Genomic DNA, 24,716 nt, shown 5'->3' with positions numbered 1-24,716 from the left:
CGTGTGAGCCTGATTATCACAGATATGGCTGTGATGGAGGTGACCCCTGAAGGCCTGCTGCTAAAAGAAGTTAGCGAAGACTTCACGGTGGAGGATGTGGTGAAAGCAACTGAAGCTGACCTCATCATCGCCGACAACCTGAAATAAACATAAACATTTGGGATCCCGGGGCTTTTGGAAAACATCAGTCTGGGATCCCATTTCTTAAAATGGACAGAATTTTCCCGCCGGGAAAAAATGTGGTGGGCGCTCAAGCTGTGCCAAGATTGAAGATTGGCGTGAGCGCCTGTCTGTTGGGAAACAAGGTGCGCTACGATGGAGGACATAAATTGGAACCTTGGCTGCTGGAAGCCCTTGGTCTTCATGTAACTTACGTACCTGTTTGCCCGGAGGTGGAATGTGGGCTTTGTATTCCCCGTGAACCGATGGTGTTGGTTGGAGAACGGGATAATCCACGTTTGCTGACGCTAAACACCGGCATTGACCTCAGCAAGCAAATCTGGGATTGGCTGGAAAAAAGGATAACCGAGCTGGCTTGTGAAGGGCTCAGCGGTTTTGTGTTTAAAAGCAAATCCCCTTCCTGCGGTTTGCGCAATGTGGAGCTTTTTCCCCGGCTTGGTGGGACTTGCAGTAAAAATGGAACGGGTATCTTCGCAGCGGCGTTCATGAAGGCTTTTCCTCAGTTGCCCGTGATTGATGAAATCCAGTTATCCGAACGGGCAGCACGGGAAAACTTCCTGCGGGCACTCGGTTTGGATTTCTTTAAAAATAGATAAAACGGATCACCTTGCAAGCCTAAAACTGCTGAAAACTCCCGCTCGCAAAAAATCAGGGAACATAAACCTGAGTCAACGAAGAAACACAATTTTTCGCCAAATCTGGCTCTATCCGATATTAAAGTATTGACACAAAAAGCAGAGATGATTTTCTGGCGCAACCATTTTTTAAGAAGCCCATCCGTCCATAAACAGCGGATACGATAAAGGAAGCAAGTTATGCTGGAGAAATTACTTCGCAAGATATTTGGCGATAAATCCACCCGTGACCTGAACCAATACACACCACTGGTGGAAACCATCAACCGCATTTTCGCGGACCTGCACCAATATGAAGACGATCAACTGCGGGAACGGGTCACAGCCATCAAAACCGAGATCGCGGAAAAACTGCAAGGCAGCCGGGAAACCCTGACGGAATTGGAACACAAATTTCGCGAGGAAGCCGATGAGGGCGAAAGAAACCGAATAGACAACCGCATAGATGAAGCCAAAAAGCAGCTCAAAACATTGACTAAGACAACGTTGGACGAATACTTGCCCGAGGTTTTTGCGTTGGTAAAAGAAACCTGTCGCCGCATGGTGGGTCAAGAATTTGAAGTGCGTGGGCATATGCTGAAATGGAACATGGTGCCCTTCGACGTTCAGCTTATTGGCGGCATGGCCTTGCACGATGGCAAAATAGCTGAAATGGCCACTGGAGAGGGAAAAACTCTGGTTGCCACCCTGCCGCTTTTTTTGAACGCGCTGGTGGGACGCGGAGCACACTTGGTTACGGTGAATGATTACCTTGCCTCGCGTGACGCCGAATGGATGTCCCCCATCTTTAATTTTCATGGAATGCAGGTGGGCTGCATCACCACGGGCATGAGCTTTGAAGAGCGTAAGGAAGCCTATCTCTGCGACGTCACCTACGGCATGAACAGCGAATTCGGCTTCGACTACCTCCGCGATAATATGGCCGTTTCACCACAACAATTGGTGCAGCGTGATTTCTTTTTCACCATCGTGGACGAAGTGGACAGCATCCTCATCGACGAAGCCCGAACCCCGCTCATTATCAGCGGTCCCATTGCCCAAGACAAAAATTTCTATCAGGAACTGCGGCCGCGCATCAACCAACTGGTTCAAGCTCAAAACACCATGGTGCAAAAAATTTTAAGCGAAATACGCGAAGACACAAAAGAGGACAACCAGAATGCGGACCCTGACCGCTTGGCCACAAATCTACTCATCGTGCAGCGTGCCGCGCCACACAACAAAGCTTTCACCAAGCTGATGCAGGAAAACCGGCTGAAGAAAATGGTGAGCGACATCGAAGGTATCTACCTGCGTGATAAAAAGATGCACGAATTGGATGACATGCTTTTTTATGTGGTGGAAGAGCGACACAACAGCGTTGATCTCTGCGAAAAGGGGCGTGAGCTGCTTTCCCGCAGTGAGCAGGACCTCTTTTTGGTGGAAAGTCTGGATGAAGTTTTGGAGCGCGTGGACGAAGATAAAAGCCTCTCCGAAGAGGAAAAAAGCAAGCGTAAACAACTAGAAACAAACCGCTTTATGGACAAAAGCGAAAAGCTGCACAACATAAACCAACTGCTGAAAGCCTACACACTTTTTGAAAACGACAAGGAATATGTGGTAATCGACAACAAGGTGATTATCGTGGATGAATTCACGGGACGCCAGATGCCGGGACGCAGATTTTCTGATGGTCTGCATCAGGCCTTGGAAGCCAAGGAAAACGTGACCATCGAAGCCGGCACCCAAACCTTTGCCACCATTACTCTTCAAAACTATTTTCGCATGTATGAACGGCTTTCGGGCATGACCGGCACGGCAGTGACCGAAGAAGCTGAATTCATAGAGATTTACCAGCTTCCAGTGATGACCATTCCCACCAACGTCCCCATCACGCGCGTGGATCATGAAGACGTGATTTATATGACCAAGAACGAGAAATATCAAGCCCTCATGGACGAGATAATCTATTGGCACGAAAAGAAAAAGCCGGTGTTGGTGGGCACTGTGAGCGTTGAGGTTTCCGAAACCATCAGCCGCCTTTTGCGCCGGCGAAATATCCCTCACAATGTTCTCAACGCCAGGCAGCACCAGCGTGAAGCGGAAATCGTGACTTCGGCTGGAGAGCCAGGCGCGGTCACCATCGCCACAAACATGGCGGGACGCGGCACGGACATCAAACTGGGCAATGGTGTGGTCACCCAAAACACTGAAGATTATAGAGATATCGATTCCGCCGTAACGGAAGAATTTCCATACGGATTGCCATTGGATGGCTTGCACGTGATTGGCAGCGAACGCCACGAAAGCCGTCGCATCGACCGCCAGCTTCGAGGCCGCGCGGGACGCCAGGGCGACCCCGGCACCTCCAGATTTTTCCTTTCCCTGGAAGACGATCTGATGCGCCTTTTCGGCGGGGATCGCATCGCGCCCATGATGATGAAGATGGGTCTGCAGCCAGGTGACGCCATTCGCCATCCCTGGATGACCAAAACGGTGGAACGCGCTCAAAAACGGGTGGAAGAACACAACTTCGAAATCCGCAAAAACCTGATTAAATATGACGAAGTGATGAACCAACAGCGGGAGGTGATTTATTCCTACCGCCGCAGCGTCCTAAAAGGCTATTCACTGAAACGCGAGGTGCAGGAAATGGTGTCTGAAACCGTCTCGGCAGTGGTGGCGGAACACACTCCTCCCGGAACTTATTCCGATGAGTGGGACCTTAAAAAACTGGCTGGCTGGTTCCGCACAAATCTGAACGTGGGCATTAACCCCGACGAGCTTGATAGCGGCCATCTCAACCAGGTACTGTTGGAAACCACGCTGCAAGAGCTGGTTATGCAGGCTTATGAAAAAAAGGAAAATCAGGTTGGCGAAGAGGCCATGCGCGATATTGAACGCCGCAGCATGCTGGAAGTCGTTGATGATCAATGGCGTGACCACCTTCATGAAATGGACCTCCTCAAAGAAAGTGTTCACCTGCGTTCCTACGCTCAAAAAGACCCTCTGATTGAATACAAACGTGAAAGCTTCGAGCTTTTTGAAAACCTGATCACCCGCATCCAGGAAAACGTGACCCGTAAAGTTTTCACCACCTACATACTTTCCCAGGAACAGATGGAGAGCATGTTGAAAAGCGCCAAGCTCCAACACGAAGATATGAGCGCTTTCATTCATGGACAGACCCTGGAGGTTTCCCAGCAAAACGTCAGCGAACCACCTCAATTTTCAGGGCCTTACCAGCCTGAAGCGAAACAGCGTCCCGTTCACAGCGCCCCCCAGGTGGGACGCAACGACCCCTGCCCCTGTGGAAGTGGAAAAAAATATAAAAAATGTTGCGGACGCTTGTCCGACCCTGAATAAATCGAGTTAAAGGAACATAAATGAACAAAGCCCTGATCATTGTGGAATCATTTGCCAAAGCAGGCACCATAAACAAAATCCTGGGCGGAAAATATTCCGTCAAAGCCTCGATTGGGCACATCCGAGACCTGCCCAAAAACACGATGGGCGTGGATGTTGAACATAATTTCAGCCCCGTTTACGAGATTGATAAAAAGAAAAGTAAGACGGTGGCCGATTTGCGAACTGCCGCCAAAGGTGCGGAAGAGATTTTCCTGGCCAGTGACCCCGACCGCGAAGGTGAAGCCATCGCCTGGCACCTCAGCAAGGTTTTGGAAAAAGAAATCGCGGGCAAAAAAGTGCATCGTATTGTGTTCAACGAAATCACCTCCAAAGCGGTAAAAGCCGCCATGGAGCAGCCCGGTGATGTTGATATGGCAAAGGTGGACGCCCAGCAGGCGCGCCGCGTTTTGGACCGTATCGTGGGTTACACTGTATCCCCACTTTTGTGGAAAGTGATAGCCAAAGACCTCAGCGCGGGACGCGTTCAATCCGTGGCTTTGCGCCTCATTTGCGAGCGTGAGGAAGAAATCGAAGCCTTTGTGCCTCGGGAATTTTGGAAGCTCGAAGCAAGTTTTTGGCGGGACGCGCTGCCACCCTTCAAGGCCAGTTTGGAAAAATGGCAGGGCAAGAAATTTGAAATCCCTGACGAAAAAACGGGCATTGAAATTTCCGAGACCATCAAAAACGCCGATGCCACCCTCGGTGAAATAAAGCGTACACTGCGTGACTTACAGCCACCGCCTCCATTCATCACCAGCACCCTGCAACAGGAAGCCTCAAAAATCCTGAATTTTTCCTCGGAACGCACCATGGCGATTGCCCAGGAACTGTATGAAGGGATTGAACTTAAAGGTGAAACCACGGGACTCATCACCTACATGCGTACCGACAGCGTGCGCGTTGCCCCGGAAGCGGTTGAAAACTGCCGCACTCTGGTGAAAGAACGTTTTGGCGAGCAGGATATTGTTCCCAACCCCCGTTTTTTCAAGACCAAAAAATCCGCCCAAGACGCCCACGAAGCAATCAGACCCACCGACGCTTTCCGCACCCCGGAAAGCATTGCCGCCCAGCTCAGCAAAGAACAATTAAAGCTCTACACCCTAATCTGGCAACGCTTTGTGGCCACCCAGATGAAGCCTGCCAAGCTGGAAAACACTTCGGCAAAAATTGGTTTGGGAGAAGCCGTTTTTGCGGCCACGGGAAACAGAGTGGTGGAGCAAGGCTTCATGAAAGCCTGGGCTCACGTCTATTATGTGGAAGGCGCCCAGATTCACGCGGATTACACCAAAAACGACGCTTTGGAACACGATGCCATCAAACGTTCCCAACATTTCACAAAGCCGCCCGCCCGCTACACAGAAGCCTCGCTGATCAAGCTTTTGGAGGCTCAGGGCATCGGTCGTCCCTCCACCTATTCCAGCATCATCAGCACCATTCGCAAGCGGGACTATGTTAAAATTCAGAAAAAAGTATTCTTCCCCACCGATTTGGGAAAAAATGTTAACAGCTTTCTGGTGAAGAATTTTGATGCTATTTTCAATGTCAGCTTCACAGCGGAAATGGAAGACAGGCTGGATCAGATTGAAGAAAAACAATCGGTTTGGTACGAAACGGTCAAGTTATATTACGATGAACTGATGAAATTTGTGGCTGACGTGGACCTTAAAAAGGAAAAGAAGGCTTTTACGGAAGAAACCGACATCACTTGCGATGTTTGTGGCGAAGGAAAAATGGTGGTCAAGCGTTCCAGAAATGGAGAATTTTTGGGCTGTAACCGCTTTCCTGAATGCAGAAACATCAAAAACTTCAGCAGAACCGAAGATGGCAAAATCGAAATCCTGATGCCCAAGGTTCTGGAAGAAAAATGCCCGCAATGCGGCAGCGCCTTGATTGTCCGCTCTGGCAGATATGGCGAATTCACCGCCTGCAGCAACTATCCCAAATGCAAATACATCAAAAAAGAAACCACGGGCGTCGCCTGTCCTGAATGTGGAAAAGGCGAACTGGCGCAACGCAAAAATAAGAGGGGTAACCTCTTCTATTCTTGCACCCGCTATCCTGAATGCAAGTATCTCACAAATAAAAAACCTCTGCCCATCGCCTGCCCAAATTGTGGTAATCCCTATATTGAAGAGCATTATTCGAAGGAAAGAGGCAGCTACAAGAAATGCCCAAAATGTAACACAGAGATGGAATAAGCCACCTTCACGGTATTTTAGGAGACCGCAAAACCGTCAGATGGCTTGAAAACACCGATGTTTCATAACGATACTATCGCAAAACGGCTGAAGATTACGGCGCTAATGGCGCTGTTTTTCCTCAGCCTTTTCGCTCACTTATTCGCCCAGGAACTGGATTCCAAAGCTTTGGGCCGGGAGTTGGAAAAGCTGATGAGCTCAAAGCTTGTGGGAGGAGCCGAAGTGGCTGTGGCATTTTACAATCCAGCCACCTGCGGTCTGGTTTGGGGACACAAAAATGAACAGGGCATGATTCCCGCCTCCCTGCAAAAGCTCTACACCGGCATCGGAGCCTTGGAAACACTGGGTCCCCAATATCAATTCACGACGAAAATCGGCTCGCGGGGCGAAATCGTGGATGGCGTTTTGAAGGGAGATCTCATTGTTGTGGGCGGAGGTGACCCAAGCTGGATGGAAGATTTCTATCCCAAGGGTCCGCATCAGGTTTTTGAAGCTTGGGCGGATTCGTTGCGCGCTCTGGGAATCCGTAAAATTGAGGGGAATCTGATTGGAAATATCAGCCTGTTCCCCACCCTGGAAAAACATCCGCTTTGGGAAAAACACAACCTCCACTATGGATTTTCTCCGGGAGTAGGCGCACTCTGCTTCAATGAAAACAAAGTTCGTTTCGAGCTGGAAGGGGCGGCAAAAGCTGGACAAAAAGCATCCGCAACACCCAGCTATAACTATAAATTCCTGAAGGTGGACAATCGAATTGAGACGGTTTCGGAAAACGGCGCGGCTGGCATCTGGCTCAAGCTGTCTGAAGATGGCAGCACCGTGACCTTGCATGGAAAACTGGGAACAAATACCAAGCAGAAACTGACCGCGGCAGTGCGCAACCCTCCACTTTTCACGATGACCATCCTACACGATACTTTCCGCAAAAAAGGAATTACCATCACAGGGAAAATTTTACTGGAAGATGGCACTTCAAACAACTTTACGCCTCTTTTTAGCCACAAATCCCCCAGCCTGGCGGAAATTTTGGCGGTAATGCAGAAATACAGCTCGAATATGTTGGCAGAACAAATGTTAAGCCACATCGGCCCAGGGGCGCAAAATGGCGTCACAAAACTGATGGAACTGATGGCTAAAAGCTGCATTGGCGGTGAGTTCCATGTTGTGGACGGCTCTGGATTATCGCGTCAAAATCTTTGCTCGGCCTCGAATTTGGGGTTGGCACTTTGTTTGGCGCGACATCAGGAGTGGTTTGATTTCTTTTTACAATCTCTTGCCACCCCCGGTGAAATAGGAACCTTGAAGAGGCGGTTTCCTGACCTCAAAGAAAAATCCGTCCTTTTTGGAAAAACCGGAAGCCTGCGCGATGTCAGCAACCTGGCTGGATATTTACGTGCCGGAGATGACCAGCTTTACGTTTTCGTGATTATGTGCAACAAAGTCAACAACGTGGCAAACGCCAGAAAGTGGCAGGAAAACGTTTGTAATCTTCTGCTGAAATACAACGGCAGATAAGCTCGAAATTTTTGGGCTCTCTCTTGCCCCCTTATGTCTCCCTTATGTTTCAAAAGATAAACATAAGGTACACATAGACTTAGGGCTTTGTGCCCTCATAATCAGCAGACTCGTTCTTATAATAATGAGCGAGATTTTTCCTTAGCGGCGTGAAATACGACTAATCAAGGACTGAGTTCAAAACCGATGTTCAGGCAAAGAGATACAGCTCTTTCCTTTGAAAAGTGAAAAAGTAATTGTTCTACTTAACTTCCACCTCTTCCAGGGCCCCTTCGTTCTGTAGGAACCATTTTTGCCCCTTGGGAGTCTCAAGCAGCATAAAGTAATATGAATACTGATAAAATGAATCGGCAGACGGGGCTTTCAAATCTGTGTACACCACCACTCCGTTACCGTTTTGCTCCCATCCCAAGATTTCCATGGGATTGGGATTGTATTTTTTGATTGCTTTCTCAAATGCCTCAATCGGAGGCTTTTGGACCACTTCATCTTTCTTCATCTGCCAGGTCAAATAGGTCGAAAAGCCGAGCATTATCAAAATCAATAACAGCACAATGGCGTTGAACGCTTTCATTTTTCCTCCCAAGCGGCTGTTCATCAGACAGCTCGCTTTGTCTTTTTTGAATTAGATTTTTACGCTGACGTTAATATTTCTGAAGCGTGCCGGGGCCACCCCGTGTGAAAGCTGCATCACTTGGCCGGGTTCACCCTTGCCGCAGTGGAAGGTGCTGTGGTATCCCCATTCCTCGGGTCCACAAACGCGGTCGCAGGCGTTCCAGAAATCTTTGGTTATGCCAAAATAGGTTGGTTCTTTAACGATGCCGATGATTTTGCCGTTTTTGATGCGATAGCCGATTTCGGTGGTGAACTGGAAGTTGTTGCGGTTGTCGTCGATACTCCAAGTCTTTGTAAAATCAAGCAAATATCCGTGTTCCGTTTCGGCAATGAGCTCATCCAGGCTGCCTTTTCCAGGAGCCAGGCAGAAATTTGTCATGCGCACCAGCGGAAAATCATCTGCGAAAGACGCTTTCATGTTTGCGGAGGGTTCCAATCCCAGCAGGTGAGCAATGTGACGCGAGGTTTGCTGGTTCACCAATATGCCATCTTTGATGATGTCCATTTTCTTTCCAGGCACACCTTCGTCGTCCACCGGATGAAAACCCAATCCAGCGGGGTCGGTGCTGTCGCTGAAGATATTCACCACTGGCGAGCCATATTGGAAGGAACCAATCATTTCGGGTTTGACGAAGGTTTTCCCGGCATAGGAAATCTCCATGCCGAAGATGCGATCTGCCTCGGTGGCGTGTCCCACGGATTCATGCAACTGCAATGCCAGGTGTCCATTGCCGATGATAATGTCCGCTTTTTCCTCTTCAATCACGGGCGCTGAAAGCAAATCAGTCGCTTCCTTGATGATGCGCTGAGTGTTTTCCGTGAATTTTTGTTGATGAAAAAGCTCGAAGCCACTGCGACCCGCGCTCATGTGTCCAGGCCAGGTTCGGGATTGTATCTGTCCGCCATCCGCAGCCACCACCTCCATCATGGGAAGAGTATTGTAAAATACTGTGTGGGAATAGGTTCCTTCGCTATTGGCATAGTATTTTTCCTGGCGCATGAATTGTCCCATAACCGTGGAATGCACAATCTTTCCCTGAGGTTTGATGGCTTCAGCCAATTTGCCTAAAAACTCGGTTTTCTCCTCTTTGGGCATGGCAAACGGGTCGATTTCGGGCTTGTGGATATATTCCGCCTCCAGAGCGGGAAGCGCGGGAAACTCCACCTTGCTACGCAAAAAATGGCTTCCCTGACGGGCATTTGAGACGGCTTGCTGGATGAGACGCTCCACTGAGGCTGGACTCAGGTCACGAGAGCCGGCAAAGCCCCAGCATCCATTCACCAAAACTCTGATGCCGATGGCCGGCGCGTCCATATTGCTGCCAAAGCCGCGCAGGAATCCGTTCATAAAATAAATGCTTTCCCAGTCCGTGTTGGTGATGCGCACATCCGCGAAGCTTACTTCCGGGAGGGAGAGTTTTGCAATTGTTTGTTTTACAAGATGTTCCATGTGGTCCTCCTAAATGGTTTTGGTGGAAGAGCTGATGTTGAAATCGCGGACCAAGGCGTGGGGCGCCTTCACGGTTTCGATATCGAAGCTGTCGTAGTTTTCTGAAAAAGGAATGGTCTGGCAGCGGTTTTCAAGTTCGATCACGTTGTTCAAGATGCGTTCGATGCGCTCGGTGAAACGAAGATTGTTTACCACTTTGCTGATTTTTCCATCCTCGATGAGGAAGGTGCCGTCTCGAGTGAGTCCCGTCAGCGATGTTTCACGCGGGTTGATGAAGTTCATATAGTGCAGGCTGGATATATAGAGCCCGCGCTTCACGCCGCCAATCATCTCGTCCAAAGTTTTGTTTCCGGGAGCAATCTTCAGACAGGAAGCCGTGTTGCCATTTTTCGGAAGCCCGGTTTTGTGGGCGTAATAGTTATCACACATAAAGTTGCGGAACACTCCGTTTTCTATCAAAGGCAGGCGGCGGTAGATGTGACCGTTGGAGCCATAATCCGCACGGATCATTTCCGGATCGCCAGGATCGTCGGTGATGCTAATATGCTCGGGGAAAACCTGCTTGCCCTGTTTTCCTTCAAAAAAGCTGCTGCTTTGGTCCAGCGCGTGTGCATTCATTCCCCAGCTTAGGTTTTGAACAAATTCCGCCACACAGCGGGGAGCCAAAATGACGTCGTAATAGCCTGGCTCCACGTCGATTATTTCGCCGGCGCCATTCTTTACGCGGCGCAGAAGGCTCGTCAAGAAAGCGGTTTCATCCAGCAAACTTGCGTCTTCGCCACCAAAGGTTTCCAGGACTGTTACTTGGTTGGAATTTCTAACCGCTTTCACTTCCAGATAGATGGGCGAGCTTTCGCTGCTTTTATCCATGCCGTTGCTGTTTACGATGCGATATTTTTGGTGGTTGCAGATGAAGGTGCCAAAGATATCAAATCCATGAGTTGCCACAGCGTCTGCAATTTTCGACAATATGCCCACTTTTTTGTCCAAGCTCAAGGCTTCGATGTTGTTCGTCACAGCGCGGGGTTCAGCGAGGCTCAGGTCGTTTTCGATATCCACAAAATCGGGGTCTTCGGGCAATTTGTCGATTACGTTTAATGCGTCCTTCACGGCAGCGTCAATCTGCTCGCGGCGTGGGTTGTCCAATTGAAAACTGAAGCTTTTTTTGCCCTTGTAAAGTGTCGCGGAGAGCACGATGTTGTCTTTGGAAATGTTGTAGTTTGTCTGGCTGTGGTAAAAACGGAGAAAATCCGTTGACCAAAACTTTTCAACCAACTCATATTGAAGTTCCGGATGGCCATCCAGAATGTTTTTCAAATAGTCGAGGTTGTTCATATATCCTCCTTGAATTCAGGAAATTAGATCCAGGTTGTGGAATTGTGGCGGCGTTTGGGGTTTGTGCTGCGATGCAAAAAAGCTCCTGTCGCGGGCGCAACTTTGCCTTTATGGACCACAGATTCTCCTCGAAGATAAACCGAGACGATGGCTCCTTCCAGTTCGTGCTGGCTGCCGTCTGGAGCCTTGAAATCGGTGCTTCCGGTGGGGTCGTAAACCACAAAATCGGCATCCGAGCCCACCGCGATGCTCCCTTTTTCGGGATAGATGCCCAGGCGCTTGGCTGCATTTTCGCTGGTCATTTTAATCACTGTTGCCAATGGTATTTTGCGTTTTTTCCAAAGTTCAGAAAGCGCCCACAGGTAGGAAAAAGGCAAAAGAGACTCTGGCGCACCTTGGAAGGCGGGGCTCAAATCAACCTTTGGCTCAGCACTTTCCACATTGTTTGAAAGCATGTATATCTTATTGGTACGCAACAAGATGAAAAACTGGTTCTCCGGCCCTTCCAAGTCCACTTCATACCCAAAGTCGATGTCGGAAAAATGCTTCATCAAATCTGCGAGACACAGAGAAAAAGAAATATCTGAGCGTTTGGAAATACTGTTGATGAATTCCACCGTCTCAAAAGATGAAACTCTGGGAATGTGGATGGGGTTTTCCTGCATGCGCCGCAGAAGCTTTCTGATCGCATCGCCTTGGGATGCAAAACTGAAGCCGGAATGTGACTCAACATCGAAACCTTGAAAAGAAAAAGCGGTGTCGCTTCCGTAGATATCCAAAAAAAGATCCATGATCTCGGTGAAATCCAGGGCTGTGAGCTCTGGATTCGGGGAAGGATTCATCAACGCGATGCCGACTATTCCATTGCCCCAAAGCTCCTGAGCCGCCTCGGCATGATAGGGATAATCATCGATATCCACATTGCCCCACAAGGCCATGTCCACAAAAGAGTTGGCCTTGATAACTTTTTTCTTCGCGCTCAGTGCATCGGTGCTGGTGATGGGTTTGGGATCCAGATAGCTGAGTTCGGCGAGGCTGGTCCAACCACCTTTGATAGCGGCTTTGCTCACTCGGGCGATGGTCTTGGCGGGGTCTTTTTCCCGAATAATGTGGCTGTGGGCATCCACCGCACCTGGCAGAAGGATCATCCCCTTGAGATCGATAACTTGACTAACCTCTTCAGATTCGATGGGATCGGGTGATATTTTCAGGATTTTGTCTTCAAAAAGGACATTCACCCTTTTCAAGGCTGCCGATGAGGTGGGCAAAGAGACATTCGTAAATAGTTTCATAATGTTCCAGTGTTTTGCGTGGTCGCTTTTTTACGGCTTAAACGCATGACTGTCTTGCAAAATAAGCGACTACGCTGCCGGGGATTGATATTGAGGTCTGCAAAAAACCATTTTTCCCCAAACTGTTGTTATCATTTTATAACTCTCAAAATCTGTCAAGCTTTTGCTGCTGGCCTGGTCTGTTTTTCATAAAATGCCAACTGAATGTCCCCACTGACACAAGCTCTCACCGAACGAAAAAAGAAAAAAGCCCCGGCTTGGCAGGGCTTTAACACTGTAAAATAGTCGGACTCAGTTCATTTCAAAATGAGAGTCTTTTTGGTGGACGTGTAGCGACCCTCGGTGACGACGATATAATAGTCACCAGCAGGAACGTAATTGCCAAAATCGTCGATTCGATCCCATTGGATTTTGAAATAGTGTTCGGAAGTGCCGGAATACAAGCTTTTGATAACGTCGCCAAAACCATTTTGGATGCTGATTTGAACTGGGATTTGTTTGTTGAAAACAAAGCTGATATCCGTGTGTCTCTCCATTGGGTTTGGGATTGCCTGTATTTCTTTAAGCGCTTCCCCCTCTTTCGCAAAGAGGACCCCCAGCATCATAATGCCGAGCAGTCCCAAGATCAAAGCTGCCTTTTTCATGTTAAAAACTCCTATCACGTAATGCTTTAACTTTATGCAATATTCGTTCCCAAACTTGTTCAAACGCTTTGCGATGCCAAGATAATCGCCCCGAAAACTCCAGCCCGGTTACCTTCCAAGGCTTTTTCCAAGGCAGTCTTTCCTGCGTTCTGTGCGGGCATGTACGCTTTCGCGACTTTGGCAAGCTCTTCAAATGGATAAAGCCCACCGTCCATGGCACCGCCTCCCAAGACCACAACATCCGGATCCAGAATCACAACCAAATCGCTGATGGCACGCGCCAGCGTTTGCAGCCCTTCCTGAATGAGCGTTTGGGCTTCAGGTCTGTTTTGGCTAAAATCCAGCAGCTCGCGTAATCCACTGTCAGCTGGCACAAACTCGCTCGCCCCTTGCAGATTGCGGAACCGCCGTTTGAGCCCCTCCACAGAAGCGTAAGCTTCCAAACATCCTTTTCTGCCACAAAAGCAGGCTTCACCATTCGCAAAACTGATGGTGTGCCCCAATTCCATCGCAAAGCCATGCGCACCACGGTGGATTTTTCCGTCAATCACATACCCGCAACCAATGCCGCTGCCCACGGTGATACCGGCTACTTTTTTGTCTATCCCACGCAGCCAGGCTTCCGCCAGACACATCACATTCGCGTCATTGTCATAAAAAACGGGGAGATTCAAGCTTTTGGGAATCAGTTCGCGGGGGTCAAAATCGGTCAAAAAAGGAAGGTTGGGATTAATTCCAACCAGCTTTGAAGCTTGAAGATCAATCGTGCCCGGGGTGCCGATGCCCACCGCGTTAATCTTCTCCCAGCCAACCGTTTGCGCGCACTCATCCAAAATGAGGGCAATGCTTTGCCTAAATCCAGAAAGGGATTTTTCCGTGTGATGGATGGACCCAAAATACTGTAAACCGCATTTACAGTTGCCCCAGCCATATTTGATGCTGGAGCCGCCAATATCCAGTCCAAGCTGCAATGTATCGTGTATTGACATAATAATCCATGGGGTGGGGTGGGTGAGGGGACTCGAACCCCCAACGCCCGGAACCACAATCCGGTGCTCTGCCATTGAACTACACCCACCACGCAAAGGATCGATGTATCGAATCTGAGGTTAAATCTGGCACGCCAGAAGGGATTCGAACCCCTGACCCGCAGCTTAGAAGGCTGCTGCTCTATCCAACTGAGCTACTGGCGCCAAAAAAGAACTGGTAGCGGCGCAGGGACTTGAACCCCGGACCTGCGGATTATGATTCCGACGCTCTAACCAACTGAGCTACACCGCCACAGGCGTTCTTAATTTATTGCAAAAGCCGGCGACTAGCGCCGGAAAAAATGGTAGCGAGGGAAGGATTCGAACCTTCGACCTTCGGGTTATGAGCCCGACGAGCTACCAGCTGCTCCACCTCGCGTCAGGTAAAAACCATAAAAAAGGATATCGCTCAGCTGTCAAGACCTTTTTTGCGACGGTTAAAAATCCAGCCAATGGAAGAGGTCTTGGCTAAGCTCGATTTTTGTTTTGACTGCTAAAGTTTCAGGTCTGCTGCACTGACTTCCCAACGGCCTAAGTCGTGATTCAACAGCAGAATACCATTCTTTTTCTTAAGCTGAGAAAAGATGTATTTCTTTGCCTCGAACGTGTCTTCCCGGCAAACGTCGTATGCGGAAGTAACCGCCACTGAGGTGTGAAACAGCGTGGGAATGATATCCGCGGCATAGATGAAAAAGCCTTGGCTGCTGTCGATCTCCACAATCTGACTGCCAACAGTGTGACCCCCGGTTTTCACCAAAGTAACGCCCGGCGCAATCTCCACCCTACCATCGATAAGTTCTTGTTTTCTTTGATGTTCCAACAAGCCCAACTGCCACTCAAAATTGTATGCAGCACGGTTGAGCAAGTCAGGATTTTTGGCTGTTTCCCATTCTGTTTTTTGTATCCAGTGCCGCGCTTTGGGAAAAGTGAGCAGGTATTCAGCGCCAAAACCTGTGATGATACCGCCGGCATGGTCAAAATGCAGGTGAGTGAGCACCACATCCGTGATGTCCCGGTCGCGCAAGCCAATTTCCGCCAAAGACGCGGGCAACATGAATTCCGAGGGACGGTAGATATCCCGTTGTTTTTCGCTAAGCCGATTACCCAACCCCGTGTCCACCAAGATATTGCGTTCTTCGCATTTTATCAACAGCAGGTTTAGAGCCAGGTTTTTGCGGTGGCGTTCATCGGTTTGAACTTTTTTACCCCAGATGGCGCGAGGTAAAACGCCCAGCATGGCGCCGCCATCTGTCCAATAATTTCCTGCGTCAACACGATGGATGCTGACTTTGGGATTCATTCGGAGCTCCCGGTCTTGCGTTTGAAACGTGGTTTGCGAGGCTGTCCTTTTTTTTGTGGAGCAGGCTCTTTTTCAGGCCGAGCCCTGACGGTTGGTTTGGGGGACGCTTTTTGTTTTTGTGTTTGTTGGCCATGTTGTTTTTTGGCTTGGGAAAGAACTTCGCTTTCTTTTTGCTTGGCAGAAAAAATCACTATGCGCTTCATTTCGCCTTCCCCGATGGTGAGGGTGCGCAGAGTTTTATCTTGTTCCACGTGGCGATGAATGATCCTGCGCTCGCTCGGGTTCAGGGGCTCCAGTGTCTGGGGTTTGCCCGTTTCGCGTACTTTTTTAATGACGGGTTTGAATTGTCCCAAAAATTGGGCTTCGCGACGCTGGCGATAGCCATCCACATCCAGATAGATGCGATCAAGACCGCGGTCGTTTTCAAATATGCGGTTGATCAGATATTGCAAGTTTTCAAGCATGTAGCCGTTTTTTCCAATCAGGAGGCCTGAATCCTGGCTGCCCTTGATTTCCAAAAAAGCGGTTTTTCCCTTGGTCCGAAAATCCACAACTTCATATTGAATGCCCATTTTCATGAGTAATTGGGACAGGAAATTGGCAGCACGCTCACCAAGTTCGGGCAGCTCAAAACGTACCACTGCTGTTTTATTTGAAAAAAGGCCAAAGAAGCCTTTGGAGGGTTTTTTGATAATCTTATAATTAAGTTCCCAGTCCCGGATTTTGTGTTCGCCGCGGAAGTCGGCAATGATTTGTTCGATATTGCTTCCGGTTTTTTCGATTGATGCCATTTAAATTTGTTCCTTTTGTTTGAGGCGTTTTTGAGTGTAGAATTGATGTGCTACGCTGAGCATGTTGAAAACAGTGTAGTAGAGTACCAGCCCGGATGGCAATCCACGGAAGATGAAGAAAAGCATGATGGGCATAACCCAGGTCATCATGCGAGTGCTTTGCTGCATGGCCTGTTGTTTTTCGTCCATTTTTTCCAACGCCTCTTTGGAAGGACGTGTCATCAGGCTTTGCAGAATCATGAAGCCGGCCATAATGATGGGCAAAATCATCAAGGAATCCGGCTCGGAAAGGTCTTTCAGCCAAAAAACGAACTTTGCGTTGCGCATGTCCAAAGTATAGCGTAAAACGTTGTAAAGAGCTATGAAGATGGGCATTTGCAAAAGCAGTGGTAAGCAGCCGGACATCGGGCTGGTGCCGGCTTCCTTATAAAGCGCTGAAAGTTCTTCCTGCATCCTTTTGGGGTCATTTTTGTGTTTGGTTTGGATTTCCTGCACCTTTGGCTGGATTCTCTGCATCTTGAGGTTTGCGTCCATGCTTTTTTTGGTGAGTGGATGGGTGATGAGCTTCAGTAAAAACGCGAAGATGATGATCACCACACCATAGTTTGGAATGAAGCGGTGCAGGGTTTGCAGTAGCCAGGCGATACCGTTTGCCAACCAGCGCAGCCAGCCCGGGCCGCGCTCAGGAATCTGCTCCAGCCGGTTCGGATAGCTGTGCATCAATTCATAATCCGCAGGACCGGCATAAATCGTGAAGCTTTGCTTCCATTTTTGTGAAGCTGTGCCGTCTCTCGAATCCATCACAATGGCAGGATTTCCTGTGTCTTTGGCCAAACTTGCACTATAATTCCGTAGCAGCGGTGTACCTGTTTCCATGATGGCCAAAGTGAAATATTTTGTGCGCAACGCAGCCCATTTAAATGAATTGAGGGCTCCTTCAGAATGTTTCTTTTTGATGTCTGGCAACTTGATTTTCTGGGGCGCGTTCTCAGTGTAAAGGATTAATTTATAATCCTGATTTTTAACATTGGCTCGCACCTTTTCGCTGTCCGCTATACCTGCGGAAAAGTCGTGCTCGATTCCGTAAACGGGATCCGGGCTGTCCACTTCGATATCCAGCAAGATGCCATATTTCTCGTCCAGACGATAGCTTTTTTTCACCAGTGGGGCGCCCTCGTCGCCAAGCCAAAATGTGACAACTTTATCATCACTTTGATCGACGTGCCATTTCAGCTGGCGCAGATCATGAGGTGCTGTGGCGCGATGGTTCAAAAGCAAGGTTCCTGCAATGTCTTCGCCTTTCGGAACCAAATCAACAGGCGTGGTCTTGTCTGCCCATTTGAATTTCTTCAATTCAATTGAGCTGATCGCAGCACCCTGGTTTGTGAGGGTCACCTTGAAATTTTTGTTTTCCAAAACTGAGGTTTGGAGGCTGTCTGTTCCACTGAAACTCCCGTCCCCCAAATTTTCCTGGAGCACCAGGGGTTGCTGCAGACTGTCCGCGGCACTTTCAATTGTGTCTGCCGGGGCGTCCTGTTGGGCTACGGGCTTGGGTTTTGGGGCAAAATAGGTGCTCCACACAAAAAATAGAATGACCACGATGAACATTGCGAAAAAGGTTCGTTTATCCACATTTTCTCCTTAGGGAAGCGGATCGTACCCGCCCTTGCAAAATGGATTGCAGCGCAAAATACGCCAGGCGGTGAGGCCAAAGGCCTTGAAAAAGTTGTATTTGCGAAAAGCCTGACGCCCATATTCACTGCAACTGGGCTCAAAACGGCAAACGCTTGGTAAAATGGGCGACACCACTTTTTTATAAAGATTTATGATGCCGATAAACAAAAGATTCGGCAGACGGAAAACCTGAATCAAGCACTTTGAACCAGTTGCACTGCAACGCTGTCCAGTTCTTCGCACAGTTCCTTCCAAGCTAAACCACCAGCCCCCGGACGGGCAATGAGATTAACTTTAAAACCAAGTGGCAGGGCCTGGGAACGTAGCTGCATCCATGCTTTAATCCTGCGTTTGAGCAGGTTTCGAACATGCGCTTTGCCGATCTTTTTTCCGATGGTGATGCCCAGGGCAAATTCGCAGGGTGAATACAGCACCACGGCATAGAAATGGTCGCTCCGCAAAAACTTGTCGGGAGAACCGAACTCAAGGTATTCACTGTGCTTCGTTATCCTACGAAGCATGGCTCACACGCTGAGGTTCTTTCTCCCTTTGGCGCGACGACGAGCCAGCACTTTGCGACCGTTATGTGTCGCCATGCGGCTGCGAAAACCGTGGGTGTTTTTACGGGAACGGTTTGAAGGTTGATAAGTCCTTTTCATGTATCTAACTCCTTAAAGATTAAAGTTTTTCAATGGAATAAACCATTATTTTCGAACGTGGCGAGATGTCAAGCGGAAAAGCTGATTTAGCGCCGCACCTTGCATTGATCGTTTCAGTTCGTTTTCCATATAAACCTCAAAAAATGTCACTCATGGCTTCGCAATACTCCATCTTCGTGGCTATGAAAACTAATATCCAAAATGGACAAGCTCGGCTGATTTTATTCTTGGAACAAAATATGCATATTAACAAACCCCCAAATAAGCAGAACACTTTGGCTTGTTTTGGGCTTTATATAGAATCACAATAAACAGGACATAAAATCATGCCCCACAAAAAAATAGTCATGTTTTCCCTGGCTCTGTTTGCTCTTTCAACCCTCTTTGCGGCACCACTGAGATTCGTGGAAGTGGATGCTGTCCAGCCTGATGGACAAAAGATTGAGCTCTACGCCAGTGGCGACGAATTCCACAATTGGCTGCACGACGTGGACAATTTCACCGTTGTGCAAAATGATGAAGGATACTACGTTTATGCTGTCCGCGCTGGTGAGGGTCTGGCTCCCAGTTCTTGGGTTGTTGGCAGCCATCAACCCTCACAAAAAGGACTCGAACCCGGCATCAACCTTTCCCAAAAGCTGATCTCTCAAAAATATGAACGTCTGGCACATATCCGGGACTATAGCAACGCGCGTTCACCTCATTTTGGAGATTTTAATAATCTGGTCGTCTTCATCAAATTTGCCGATGATCCAGATTTTACAACCGATATAGCCAACTATGTTGAGATCTTCAACAACCCCACCGGAGACTCCATGAAACGCTATTTTCATGAAGCCTCGTACGGGCAATTGGATGTGAATTCCAGTTTCTACCCCATTCCAGATGGAAACACAATCCTCTGTTATACAGATATTTATCCACGCAGTTATTTCAAAAAATACAGCCCGTCCAATCCGGATGGCTACCAAGACGATTGGGATCGTACGGACAGGGAACAGGAAATGTTGAAACGCGCCGTGATTGCCATCGAACCGGAAATACCGACCAATCTGGTGATTGATGGCGATGGCGACGGCTTTGTGGATAACACCTGTTTCATCATCAAGGGCAGCCCTGAAGGCTGGGCAGACTTGCTTTGGCCTCATCGCTGGGTGCTTTACGCGGTTGAAGCACACATTCACGGCAAAAGAGTGTGGGATTTTAACTTCCAACTGGAAACCAGCACCCTCAGCAGCGGCGCCAGCGTGCTTTCACACGAGATGTTCCACAGCCTGAGCGCGCCCGATTTATATCGATATGAAGACAGCACCATCGACCCCATCGGCTCCTGGGACATCATGTGCTCGAATCTTAACCCACCTCAACACATGAGCGTTTGGATGAAATATAAATATGGGCAATGGATTCAAGAGATTCCGCAGATCACAGAATCGGGCACCTACACGCTTTCACCCGTGGCGGCTTCTTCCACAAACAATATCTATCGTATTCCCAGTTGGAAAAACGGAGAATACTATCTTCTGGAATATCGTCGCGGCTCTGGAAATTATGACCACAACCTGCCAGGAAGCGGGCTGCTGGTTTATCGTCTGGATCCCTCAATCGATGGCAATGCCTCTGGCCCACCGGACGAACTATATATTTACCGTCCAAACGCAAACAACACAACCTCAAATGGAAGCCTGTCCCAAGCAGCGTTTTCCCTGCAAAGCGGGCGCACAAAAATAAATGAAACCACCATTCCCAGCGGCTTCACCAGCAATAACGGGGCTGGTGGACTCAATATCTACGAAATCGGCGAAGCGGGTGAAACCATCACTTTTAAAGTGAAGATTTCAGACATGCAAATCACCCATCCCAAAGGTGGCGAAACCTGGTTTTCAGGAACAAATAAAACCATCACTTGGAAATCCAAATATCCAACCGGAACTGTGACCCTGGATTACAGCACGGACGGTGGTAATACCTGGATTTTATTGAATGGCAATGCCTCCAACAGCGGAAGCTTTTTGTGGACGAACATCCCCTTCATAACCACGAACGAAGCTTACGTGAGAGTGACCCACAACGCCGTGGCACAAAATGACAGCAACACATATCCTTTCACCATCCTCAGCGAAGTGGACGTGCCAGAAGGTACCTGGCCGCCAGATGGAGCGGTGGATATCCCCACCAACCCGCTGCTCGGTTGGACAGATGTAGCCGGCGCGGACTCATACCAGCTACAAGTGTCTGCGGATGCTGATTTTAACAGCTATATTGTTAACATTGAAAACCATCCCAACAACCAGTATCAACTGAATGCTTTGATGCCCTTCCACACCTACTATTGGCGTGTTTGCAGTCTCTCTGATCTGGGCATCGGCCCCTTCTGCCAAGATTTGAGCTTTACAACCGGCCCAATCACTGAGCTGCCCCAGGCACCAGCGCTGATATCACCCGCTCAGGGTGCTTCGAATCTCTCGCAGCCCGTGAATTTTTCTTGGTCTGCCAGCCCGACAGCAGAAACCTATGAACTACAACTGGCAAAAAACGTCTATTTCGTGCCGGTGGAAACGGTTTTGGAGGGACTCACCCAAACCAATACACAAATTGGGAGCATGGAACCCTCCACCACATATTTCTGGCGTGTGAGAGCTCAAAATGCCGCTGGCTACAGTAATTTCAGCGGGATCCGGACCTTTTCCACATCCAGTGACACCGCAGCGGATGATGAGATTGTGCCAGCGCTGACAAACGAACTTAAACAGAACAGCCCCAACCCTTTCCAGAGTAAAACAACTGTTTCATTCAGTCTGAAAGAACCCGGTCACGAGACAATCCTGCAGATCTTCGACCTGCGCGGGCGCTTGGTGAAAACGCTGTTTGAAGGCGTCCCCAGTTCACAGGAAATCAATCTCAGTTGGGACGGTCGAGATGAGCGGGGACAAGCCTGTGCCAGCGGAATCTATCATTACAGATTGCGCTGTGGAGATTTTATTCAAACCCGTAAGATGATGTTAATCAGATAGTTAAATGCCCTCAGCGGGCTTATTAAAAAGTCAAATTAGCAGTTTCCTTGTGAGACTGCTAATTTTTTGCTTGCTTTTCTGGATTACCCCCTTATATTGATTGTAGAGATTCATTTACACAAGGAGGTTCAAAATGAAGATCGTACCTTATCGCAAAAGTCAAGAGTTGAGGCCCATGGGCACCATGCTCAGCATTTTCGACGATTTCTTCAATCGCGCCTTCGAAGAAGAAGCCGCCGAAGATAATTTCCGTTCCATGCCCATGGACATCGTGGAGCATGAGAAAGAATATGAAATCCTGGCGAATTTGCCCGGATACAAAAAAGAAAACGTGAAGATCTCTGTCCACGACAACCAGCTTTTGGTTGAAGCAAAGTGTGAAACCGAGAAGGAAGAGCAAAAGGGAACCATCTATCGCTGCGAGCGTTACAGCGGTCACTACCGCCGTAATCTGCTCCTGCCCGAAAACTCTGACCTTGCAAAAATCTCCGCCAAAATGGAGGACGGAGTTTTGCAACTGCTCATCCCGAAAAAGGAACCCACTCCTCAAAAAGAGATCGTAATTCAGTAAACTCCAATAAGTGTCACAAATACAAAGGCGCGGATCCCGGTGATTCGCGTCTTTTTTTATCCAATATCATTAGTTTTTATTCTACAAAAAACAAAGCTCCTGTTCAAACATGGCAGCTAACTCACTTTAGCTATAATCATTTACCTGTTTATTAAGCATACTCATTCCCTTCGTCCCTGTCTTTCAGCCTTTCAAATATCAGCAACCCGGACCTTGTTTCACAGCATCAGTCACTTCTTAATCAAGCCTTAATCAAGTCTTAATAATTAACGCTTGATTAAGGCTTGATGACCACTTGATTAACGCTTTCGGGCAAGGGTGGATCGGGGCAAAATGAATGACTTGTGAATTTCACCGTCTGAATTCCCTCACTGAAATCTTCAAGTGCATAAATCCGGTGCATGTAAGGCAGAAGCTCGAGAGGTTACTGTAGGGCTATTTCAGCAGCAATACTTTATGCGCCAGGTGAGTGTTTCCAGAAGACAATTTGATCATATATATGCCGGAAGATACTCTGCGTCCGTTTCCGTCTTTGCCATCCCAACCGAAGCTATGCTTACCGCTACTGAGGAATCCTGAAGATATGTCCCTGATTTTCTGACCTCTGACATTGTAAATGGTTATCGCCAGATCCGCCGGTGTTTTCAACTCAAAAGAAATACTAGTGGCATCAACAAAGGGATTGGGGAAGCAAATCAGGTCTCCTATCAGGTTTGCGGAGGGAAGCACTGGATCAGAATTTGAAACCGGGTCGCAGTGGTAAATCAACAGGCTGGTGAATTCTGTGACATATAACAGATCCCCATCTGCCTTCAGATCACGGACATATTGATTAAAAACTGTCAGTGAATCAATAAGCACAGGATTGCTTGGATTGGATACATCATACACGTTGATATTCTTCGGATGATGTGCTACACTGCATATTCCATTTCGCACTGAGATTTTTATTACAGGGCTAAAATTTGAGGGGGTGAAAGACAGCAAAGACGCGTTGGCAGGATCGCTGACCGAGACGATTCTTAACCCGTATTCTTCGGCGATATAGAGCTTGCTTCCATACTTATCCATAAACCTCGCATTTATAAGTCCACCCATCAAACTTATCAGTTGAGGATTGGCAATATCGCTGATATTCACTATCTCAAGGCTGGATCTCTTGAGAATATACAAATAACTGCCATCCAGTATCATGTCTTGCCAACCACCCTCTCCGGTGTGAGTGTAAGTACTCATCAATTGAGGATCGTGGATATTGCTAATGTCCCAAAGCTCAATTTGTCTTTGCCAACAGGCTAATATGTTATTTTCAATGTCCAGGGCAAAAGACTCAGCATGCAGAATTCCTGCAGGTTGAGGATTCAAGGGATCACTGAGATCATACAACCTGACACGCCAATCGTAAGCACCACTACCACCATCACCCAAGGGTCTTTGAGTTTGGAAGGCAGCCCGCCCGTTATCAATAACCAAGTTGCTCGGGATATAATCTCCAAAAGCAATGTTTCCTGCTATTTCAGGTGCCTCAGGCTCTGAAACATCAATTATATGCACACCTCTCAGCGCAGGTGAAACCACATATAAAAAATCACCGGTCTTGCCGAATCTCCACAAGTGCCAATTGGCTATGTATGATCCAAGGTACTGCGGGTTGCCTGGCTCCTGCACATCCAGAATCCTCAGTCCACCGTAGGGAGGGGATGCGTCATCGCTCACATAGAGCTTGTTCCCAACCCAGGTTGAGTTTCGGGATTTAGGATCGTCAACAATATCAATAATCTGCGGCAGCGCCGGGTTGCTGACATCAACACGGTAATGGGCGTCGTAAGTAGTCACAAATGCTTCATTGCCTTGCAGGGTAAAGTTTCTTATATCAGGCATGCTCACGCTACCGATTTGGCTTGGAATAAAAGATTGATCTATATTGAAGATTGTTAAAACATCCCCGCGAGATACATAAGCAAGATTTCCATCAATCTCGATGTCCGTGTATGTGAAATAATACTGTCCCTGCGGAAATTGACAGGATCCCAGATAATGCGCGATGCCCGGTTCAGACAGATCCAGAACCGCAAAGCCGTAGTCATCACAAGAAAGGTATGCAATACTGTTCTTTACTCTTATATTGTCTAATTGTGATAAGTTCCAGGGGGTTCCGTTCCAATCTGGTTCCGCGGTCGCTACCAGCCATGGGTTGGCAGGATCAGCAATATTAAATGTGATTATATGATAATCGTAACAAACATAGAGATGATCACCATCTATATCGAAGTCTGTAGTGCTGCTGACATAGGAACAAATAGTGCCCAACATTTGCGGCTGGACGGGATCACTGATGTCTAAACAAATGACGGAATAACCAGAATTAACGTAGAGGAGATTATCTTTCAAGATCATTCTGGAAACACCGTCTCCAAGCCAATAATAT

Annotated in this window: 20 protein-coding genes and 4 tRNA genes; 7 read left to right on the top strand and 17 right to left on the bottom strand. The window is 48.3% G+C overall.

Going from position 1 to position 24,716, the window contains the following annotated elements:
* From GX135_07465 to dacB, 5 genes are all read left to right on the top strand, one after another.
* Positions 1–147 (top strand): succinyl-CoA--3-ketoacid-CoA transferase (locus tag GX135_07465; protein NLN85914.1); only part of this gene is annotated, 147 nt, incomplete at its 5' end.
* Positions 148–209: 62 nt separating this feature from the next.
* Positions 210–776: a DUF523 domain-containing protein gene (locus tag GX135_07460; GenBank protein NLN85913.1), complete on the top strand. Its 567-nt coding sequence runs from the start codon at positions 210–212 to the stop codon at positions 774–776.
* 219 nt (positions 777–995) lie between these two features.
* A complete protein-coding gene (gene secA, locus GX135_07455; protein NLN85912.1) occupies positions 996–4,160 on the top strand; it encodes a preprotein translocase subunit SecA in 3,165 nt (1,054 codons plus the stop codon).
* Between the two features lie 20 nt (positions 4,161–4,180).
* A complete protein-coding gene (topA, locus tag GX135_07450) occupies positions 4,181–6,400 on the top strand; it encodes a type I DNA topoisomerase (GenBank protein ID NLN85911.1) in 2,220 nt (739 codons plus the stop codon).
* 57 nt (positions 6,401–6,457) lie between these two features.
* Positions 6,458–7,915 carry a D-alanyl-D-alanine carboxypeptidase/D-alanyl-D-alanine-endopeptidase gene (gene dacB / locus GX135_07445; GenBank protein ID NLN85910.1) on the top strand — a complete coding sequence of 486 codons (1,458 nt, stop codon included), beginning with the start codon at positions 6,458–6,460 and terminating at the stop codon, positions 7,913–7,915.
* Between the two features lie 241 nt (positions 7,916–8,156).
* On the opposite strand, the gene GX135_07440 is transcribed toward dacB, so the two are convergent.
* The 16 genes from GX135_07440 to rpmH form a co-directional block, all read right to left on the bottom strand.
* Positions 8,157–8,489, bottom strand: coding sequence for a hypothetical protein (locus tag GX135_07440; GenBank protein NLN85909.1), 333 nt, complete (start codon positions 8,487–8,489; stop codon positions 8,157–8,159).
* A gap of 51 nt (positions 8,490–8,540) precedes the next feature.
* On the bottom strand, positions 8,541–9,980 hold the full coding sequence (locus GX135_07435) for a TldD/PmbA family protein (GenBank protein ID NLN85908.1): 1,440 nt from the start codon (positions 9,978–9,980) through the stop codon (positions 8,541–8,543).
* Between the two features lie 9 nt (positions 9,981–9,989).
* Positions 9,990–11,315 carry a TldD/PmbA family protein gene (locus GX135_07430; GenBank protein NLN85907.1) on the bottom strand — a complete coding sequence of 442 codons (1,326 nt, stop codon included), beginning with the start codon at positions 11,313–11,315 and terminating at the stop codon, positions 9,990–9,992.
* A 23-nt stretch (positions 11,316–11,338) separates the two neighbouring features.
* Positions 11,339–12,607, bottom strand: a complete 1,269-nt coding sequence (locus tag GX135_07425) for an amidohydrolase family protein (GenBank protein NLN85906.1) — start codon at positions 12,605–12,607, stop codon at positions 11,339–11,341.
* Between the two features lie 296 nt (positions 12,608–12,903).
* Positions 12,904–13,251: a hypothetical protein gene (locus tag GX135_07420; protein NLN85905.1), complete on the bottom strand. Its 348-nt coding sequence runs from the start codon at positions 13,249–13,251 to the stop codon at positions 12,904–12,906.
* Between the two features lie 59 nt (positions 13,252–13,310).
* Positions 13,311–14,240, bottom strand: coding sequence for an ROK family protein (locus GX135_07415; protein ID NLN85904.1), 930 nt, complete (start codon positions 14,238–14,240; stop codon positions 13,311–13,313).
* A 14-nt stretch (positions 14,241–14,254) separates the two neighbouring features.
* Positions 14,255–14,329 (bottom strand) — tRNA-His (locus tag GX135_07410).
* 38 nt (positions 14,330–14,367) lie between these two features.
* Positions 14,368–14,444 (bottom strand) — tRNA-Arg (locus tag GX135_07405).
* 11 nt (positions 14,445–14,455) lie between these two features.
* Positions 14,456–14,532, bottom strand: a tRNA-Met gene (locus tag GX135_07400).
* Between the two features lie 50 nt (positions 14,533–14,582).
* A tRNA-Met gene (locus GX135_07395) sits at positions 14,583–14,658 on the bottom strand.
* 114 nt (positions 14,659–14,772) lie between these two features.
* Entirely contained in the window at positions 14,773–15,579 is an 807-nt protein-coding gene (locus tag GX135_07390; protein NLN85903.1) for an MBL fold metallo-hydrolase, read from the bottom strand.
* Entirely contained in the window at positions 15,576–16,370 is a 795-nt protein-coding gene (locus GX135_07385; GenBank protein NLN85902.1) for an RNA-binding protein, read from the bottom strand. Before GX135_07385 ends, GX135_07390 begins: the two co-directional genes overlap by 4 nt.
* A complete protein-coding gene (yidC, locus tag GX135_07380; protein NLN85901.1) occupies positions 16,371–18,002 on the bottom strand; it encodes a membrane protein insertase YidC in 1,632 nt (543 codons plus the stop codon).
* 9 nt (positions 18,003–18,011) lie between these two features.
* The gene (yidD, locus tag GX135_07375) at positions 18,012–18,224 is read right to left on the bottom strand and encodes a membrane protein insertion efficiency factor YidD (GenBank protein ID NLN85900.1); all 213 of its coding nucleotides are present in this window, start codon (positions 18,222–18,224) and stop codon (positions 18,012–18,014) included.
* Between the two features lie 14 nt (positions 18,225–18,238).
* Positions 18,239–18,565, bottom strand: coding sequence for a ribonuclease P protein component (gene rnpA, locus GX135_07370; GenBank protein NLN85899.1), 327 nt, complete (start codon positions 18,563–18,565; stop codon positions 18,239–18,241).
* A gap of 3 nt (positions 18,566–18,568) precedes the next feature.
* Complete coding sequence (gene rpmH / locus GX135_07365; GenBank protein NLN85898.1) at positions 18,569–18,703, bottom strand: 50S ribosomal protein L34; 135 nt, start codon at positions 18,701–18,703, stop codon at positions 18,569–18,571.
* A 326-nt stretch (positions 18,704–19,029) separates the two neighbouring features.
* On the opposite strand from rpmH, the gene GX135_07360 reads away from it, so the two are divergent.
* Together GX135_07360 and GX135_07355 are read left to right on the top strand one after the other, a co-directional pair.
* Complete coding sequence (locus GX135_07360) at positions 19,030–21,717, top strand: M6 family metalloprotease domain-containing protein (protein NLN85897.1); 2,688 nt, start codon at positions 19,030–19,032, stop codon at positions 21,715–21,717.
* Between the two features lie 133 nt (positions 21,718–21,850).
* Entirely contained in the window at positions 21,851–22,288 is a 438-nt protein-coding gene (locus GX135_07355; protein NLN85896.1) for an Hsp20 family protein, read from the top strand.
* 435 nt (positions 22,289–22,723) lie between these two features.
* On the opposite strand, the gene GX135_07350 is transcribed toward GX135_07355, so the two are convergent.
* Positions 22,724–24,685 (bottom strand): T9SS type A sorting domain-containing protein, encoded by a 1,962-nt coding sequence (locus tag GX135_07350; GenBank protein ID NLN85895.1) that lies wholly within the window; start codon positions 24,683–24,685, stop codon positions 22,724–22,726.
* Positions 24,686–24,716: the final 31 nt, after the last annotated feature.

The sequence above is a fragment of the Candidatus Cloacimonadota bacterium genome, assembly GCA_012522635.1.
Taxonomy (GTDB): domain Bacteria; phylum Cloacimonadota; class Cloacimonadia; order Cloacimonadales; family Cloacimonadaceae; genus Syntrophosphaera.
This window is presented reverse-complemented; position numbering and strand designations above follow the sequence as displayed.

What these genes read in the sequence shown, in the direction of transcription:
- GX135_07425 (NLN85906.1), bottom strand. Translation starts at nt 12,607, where the DNA reads ATGAAACTATTTACGAATGTCTCTTTGCCCACCTCATCGGCAGCCTTG.
- rpmH (NLN85898.1), bottom strand. Translation starts at nt 18,703, where the DNA reads ATGAAAAGGACTTATCAACCTTCAAACCGTTCCCGTAAAAACACCCAC.
- GX135_07355 (NLN85896.1), top strand. Translation starts at nt 21,851, where the DNA reads ATGAAGATCGTACCTTATCGCAAAAGTCAAGAGTTGAGGCCCATGGGC.
- topA (NLN85911.1), top strand. Translation starts at nt 4,181, where the DNA reads ATGAACAAAGCCCTGATCATTGTGGAATCATTTGCCAAAGCAGGCACC.
- GX135_07385 (NLN85902.1), bottom strand. Translation starts at nt 16,370, where the DNA reads ATGGCATCAATCGAAAAAACCGGAAGCAATATCGAACAAATCATTGCC.
- GX135_07460 (NLN85913.1), top strand. Translation starts at nt 210, where the DNA reads ATGGACAGAATTTTCCCGCCGGGAAAAAATGTGGTGGGCGCTCAAGCT.
- GX135_07430 (NLN85907.1), bottom strand. Translation starts at nt 11,315, where the DNA reads ATGAACAACCTCGACTATTTGAAAAACATTCTGGATGGCCATCCGGAA.
- GX135_07415 (NLN85904.1), bottom strand. Translation starts at nt 14,240, where the DNA reads ATGTCAATACACGATACATTGCAGCTTGGACTGGATATTGGCGGCTCC.
- GX135_07435 (NLN85908.1), bottom strand. Translation starts at nt 9,980, where the DNA reads ATGGAACATCTTGTAAAACAAACAATTGCAAAACTCTCCCTCCCGGAA.
- dacB (NLN85910.1), top strand. Translation starts at nt 6,458, where the DNA reads ATGTTTCATAACGATACTATCGCAAAACGGCTGAAGATTACGGCGCTA.
- GX135_07350 (NLN85895.1), bottom strand. Translation starts at nt 24,685, where the DNA reads ATGATCTTGAAAGATAATCTCCTCTACGTTAATTCTGGTTATTCCGTC.
- rnpA (NLN85899.1), bottom strand. Translation starts at nt 18,565, where the DNA reads ATGCTTCGTAGGATAACGAAGCACAGTGAATACCTTGAGTTCGGTTCT.
- GX135_07360 (NLN85897.1), top strand. Translation starts at nt 19,030, where the DNA reads ATGCCCCACAAAAAAATAGTCATGTTTTCCCTGGCTCTGTTTGCTCTT.
- GX135_07390 (NLN85903.1), bottom strand. Translation starts at nt 15,579, where the DNA reads ATGAATCCCAAAGTCAGCATCCATCGTGTTGACGCAGGAAATTATTGG.
- GX135_07420 (NLN85905.1), bottom strand. Translation starts at nt 13,251, where the DNA reads ATGAAAAAGGCAGCTTTGATCTTGGGACTGCTCGGCATTATGATGCTG.
- GX135_07440 (NLN85909.1), bottom strand. Translation starts at nt 8,489, where the DNA reads ATGAAAGCGTTCAACGCCATTGTGCTGTTATTGATTTTGATAATGCTC.
- secA (NLN85912.1), top strand. Translation starts at nt 996, where the DNA reads ATGCTGGAGAAATTACTTCGCAAGATATTTGGCGATAAATCCACCCGT.